The organism is Candidatus Magnetominusculus dajiuhuensis (genome assembly GCF_046044395.1).
Lineage (GTDB): Bacteria > Nitrospirota > Thermodesulfovibrionia > Thermodesulfovibrionales > Magnetobacteriaceae > Magnetominusculus > Magnetominusculus dajiuhuensis.
Genome location: NZ_JBJUSG010000198.1, coordinates 1 through 3,895, shown reverse-complemented (window position 1 = coordinate 3,895; position 3,895 = coordinate 1). Strand labels below are relative to the sequence as shown.

Below are 3,895 nucleotides of genomic sequence, written 5' to 3'. Positions count from 1 at the left end.
AATAGGACATTTCTATTTTGGTAAGAATAGGACATTTCTACTTTGGTACGACACTTTTCGATAATTAGTTTGACAAAATATATTCAGGAGGACTAAACTTAGTGGATTCGAAGGAGGCAGACAGATGACCAAAATACTCGACGAGTTATGTATCAACACGATAAGAATGCTTTCAATTGATGCCGTGCAGAAGGCAAACTCAGGGCATCCCGGAATGCCGATGGGCGACGCCGATATGGCATATGTATTGTGGACAAAGTTCTTAAAGCACAATCCATCAAACCCCCACTGGTTTAACCGTGACAGGTTTGTGCTTTCGGCGGGGCACGGCTCAATGTTGCTCTACAGTTTGTTGCACCTGACCGGCTATGATATTTCATTAAACGATATAAAGAATTTCAGGCAGTTCGAGAGCAAGACACCGGGGCATCCTGAGTATAACCTGGACACGGGAATTGAGCTATCCACCGGGCCTCTTGGCTATGGTTTTGCCGTTGGCGTGGGGATGGCGATGGCCGAGCGCTATCTTGCCGAGACGTTCAACAGACCGGGTTTTAACGTAGTAGATTACAATATCTATGCCATAGTAAGCGACGGCGACATAATGGAGGGAGTTTCATACGAGGCGGCATCAATAGCCGGGCACCTGAAACTTGGCAAGATAATATACTTGTACTCTTCCAACAATACTACGATAGACGGCTCGGCTGATATGACATTTACCGAGGATGTCGCAAAGAGATTTGAGGCCATGAACTGGCATGTCGAGCAGGTGGATGGCTATAAACTTCCCGCAATAGAAAAGGCCCTCGCCAAGGCAAAAGAGGAAAAAAAGAGGCCCTCTTTAATCATAGCTACCACTCACCTGGGCTACGGCAGTCCCAACAAGCAGGATATTTCCGATATCCACGGCGCACCTCTGGGAGAGGAAGAGGTCAGGCTGACGAAAGAGCATTTCGGCTGGCCGCAGAAGACTTTTTATATCCCGAAAGAGGTTACAAAACATTACCACCGGGCGGTGGACAACGGGAAAAAAGAGGAGGCCGAATGGAACGCCCTGTTGAAAAAATACAGGTCAAAGCAGCCGGAACTTGCACAGATGTTCGATCAATTCATGAGCGGCAAGCTAAACGGCACATGGAAGGGTGCCCTGCCTCAGTTTGACGTCACAAGCGGGATGATAGCGACACGCAGCGCCTCTGGAAACGTACTAAACGCCATATCCGAGGAAATCCCTAACCTGATGGGCGGCTCTGCAGACCTGTCGCCGTCCAATATGACTTATTTAAAAAAACACGGGCGCTATGGCCAGACCAAAGTAGGCAGAAACATCCACTTCGGCATAAGGGAATTCGCCATGGGGGCAATCCTTACCGGTATGTCATTAAATAAAGCGCTCATACCGTATGGCGGGACGTATCTGGTGTTTGCCAGCTTCATGTATCCCGCAATAAGGATGTCAGCACTGATGAAGGCGCACGTCATATACATATTGACCCATGACTCAATAGGTGTGGGAGAGGACGGCCCAAGCCACCACCCGATAGAGCAATTGACCACGTTGAGATTGATCCCGAACCTTCTGGTCATCAGACCAGCCGACGCCAACGAAACCGTCAAGGCGTGGGAGATAGCCATGGAGTATGAAGGCGGCCCTGTGGCGTTAATTCTGACGAGGCAGAGTGTGCCGGTTCTTGACAGAAAGGTATATGCCTCACACGAGTGGCTTCAGTATGGGGCATATGTACTCGCGGATTCGGGGAGGGCGCCGGAGCTGATTCTCATTGCCTCTGGCTCGGAGGTTCACCAGGCCTTAGGGGCATACGTCCAACTGCTCAAAGAGGGTGTTGCTGTAAGGTGTGTGAGTATGCCGTCATTCGCATTGTTTGAAAAACAGTCGGCAGAGTACAAGGAATCGGTACTGCCAGTCAACGTACATAAACGCCTTGCCGTTGAGGCTGGCTCAACTCTGGGCTGGTATAAATACGTCGGCCTTCATGGCGATGTAATAGGTATTGACGCCTTTGGAATCTCAGCGCCGGCAAAGCAGTTGTTTGAGCATTTCGGCTTTACGGTGGAGAATGTCCTTAAACACGCGCGCGCGCTTTTAGAGAAATAGCCAGACCGGCAGTGCCGGCTAAAATCATAAGCGAGGACAGGAGCTGACCCATTGTGATTACTCCTGCAAGCATTCCGAGTTGCGGGTCAGGCTCTCTGAAGAACTCGACAGCCACTCTGAAGGCACCGTAGAGGATTATGAATGTGCTTGTCAGAACGCCGCGCCGTGTGGAAAACCTGTCTTTGGCAATCCACATAATGGAAAAGAGGACAACGCCCTCAAGGAAGAACTCGTAGAGCTGCGAAGGGTGCCGTGGCAGAGGTCCTCCGCCCGGGAAGGCCATTGCCCACGGGACATCGGCCACGCGCCCGAAAAGTTCGGCGTTAATAAAATTCCCTAACCTGCCAAGCCCAAGCCCTATGGGGACAGTGACACTAATCATATCGCAGAGCATAAGGAAATCAATCTTTTTAATGCGGCAAAAGATAAACCCGCCGGTAATAGCCCCAAGCATTCCGCCATGAAAAGACATCCCCCCGTGCCAGACGGCAAAGGCCTCAAGCGGATTGCCAAGGTAATAATCAAGGTTATAGAACAATGCGTATCCAAGCCTCGCGCCGACAATGAGGCCGATGACGACAAACAGGTATAAGTTTTCGAGGTCTTCGCTTTTGAGGGAAATGCGGCGGCGTTTCAGTTGATATTTAACAAGGTAAAAAGAACTCACAAACCCAATCAGGTACATAAGTCCGTACCATCGAATCTGAACCGGGCCAAATTTTATCAAATAAGGCCGTATCTCAGGATAAGCCAGCATAACTGGTGATAATCTAACATAACGCGGCGAAAAAAGTAACGGTATTACAACGATCCAATCTCCAAATATAGGAATGTACTGAGGTAAGCTATAAAAAGTGAACGCCAAAATAGCACCTTCTACAAGCAAAAAAAGCTGCCTGTCCCCCCTTATTTTTCACTCCACAGTTATTTAATTATACCTTATAATTGGGTATTTAACGAAGACTACACCAGTTTATGATACGCAAGTAAAGGGAACAGGCCGCCTTTCAGCGATTAGGCGGTTAGCTTCCAGAATCAGCTGAACAACCTCCACCAAAATAGTCTTTGTTTCTTCCAGCGTTGCCCCCTGAGTGTTGGCGTCCTGGATTTCCTCCACATATCCAATATAGCCATATGGTGATTTTTGAAAGACCGCTGTCAGTTTTTTACGCATATCATCTCCTATACTCTGTTAATCAACGGCAAAGTTTAACATAGTTGTAGCGTTGTAGTGGGTAAATAGTTATGTTATAATATAACAGTACATCCTTAAAGGAGGTCGCTTATGAAAGTTGCCGATATGACGGAAGAGGACTTGAGGTCATTTATCGAACAAACGTTTCTTGATCTTGTCGGAGACCCTGACGCCGGTCTTGAACTTAACGAAGACTTTATCGCACGATTGACAGAGAGTATTGAAGATAAAACAGGACGCATGACACATGAGGATTTTTTAGATGAGCTTAAAGAAGATCATTTGGTCTGATAATGCTCGCTGTTCACTACGAAAAATAGATAAACCGATAATTAAAAGGATGCTTGATAAGATCGAACTGTTGAGGCAAGGCCTTGTTACCCCTGCTCAATTAACAGGCAGGCTGAGAGGCACTTTTAAGCTCTATGTCGGAGATTGGCGTGTTGTGTATATATATGAATCTGAAGACATTATCATCCTTGATGTAGGGCATAGAAGCAACATATACAAGAAAAAGGTATTGGGGCCAGCGATTCTCGGTGAAGGCAAGAACGATACTGGTAGTATGTATAGTATAATCA

General features: G+C 47.4%; 5 protein-coding genes. 3 read left to right on the top strand and 2 right to left on the bottom strand.

Annotated elements, in window-relative coordinates; all coding sequences use genetic code 11:
* The first annotated feature begins 124 nt into the window (after window positions 1–124).
* Entirely contained in the window at window positions 125–2,119 is a 1,995-nt protein-coding gene (tkt, locus tag AB7D94_RS16665; protein ID WP_420267193.1) for a transketolase, read from the top strand.
* Here tkt and lgt read toward each other — a convergent pair.
* Together lgt and AB7D94_RS16655 are read right to left on the bottom strand one after the other, a co-directional pair.
* Window positions 2,088–2,846, bottom strand: coding sequence for a prolipoprotein diacylglyceryl transferase (gene lgt, locus AB7D94_RS16660; protein WP_420267192.1), 759 nt, complete (start codon window positions 2,844–2,846; stop codon window positions 2,088–2,090). The genes tkt and lgt overlap by 32 nt on opposite strands.
* Before the next feature lie 246 nt (window positions 2,847–3,092).
* Window positions 3,093–3,293 carry a type II toxin-antitoxin system HicB family antitoxin gene (locus tag AB7D94_RS16655; protein ID WP_420267191.1) on the bottom strand — a complete coding sequence of 67 codons (201 nt, stop codon included), beginning with the start codon at window positions 3,291–3,293 and terminating at the stop codon, window positions 3,093–3,095.
* A gap of 111 nt (window positions 3,294–3,404) precedes the next feature.
* Here AB7D94_RS16655 and AB7D94_RS16650 point away from each other — a divergent pair, with 111 nt between their 5' ends.
* The gene (locus AB7D94_RS16650) at window positions 3,405–3,605 is read left to right on the top strand and encodes a hypothetical protein (RefSeq protein WP_420267190.1); all 201 of its coding nucleotides are present in this window, start codon (window positions 3,405–3,407) and stop codon (window positions 3,603–3,605) included.
* A partial coding sequence (locus AB7D94_RS16645; RefSeq protein WP_420267189.1) for a type II toxin-antitoxin system RelE family toxin occupies window positions 3,577–3,895 on the top strand: 319 nt, incomplete at its 3' end. The genes AB7D94_RS16650 and AB7D94_RS16645, both read left to right, overlap by 29 nt.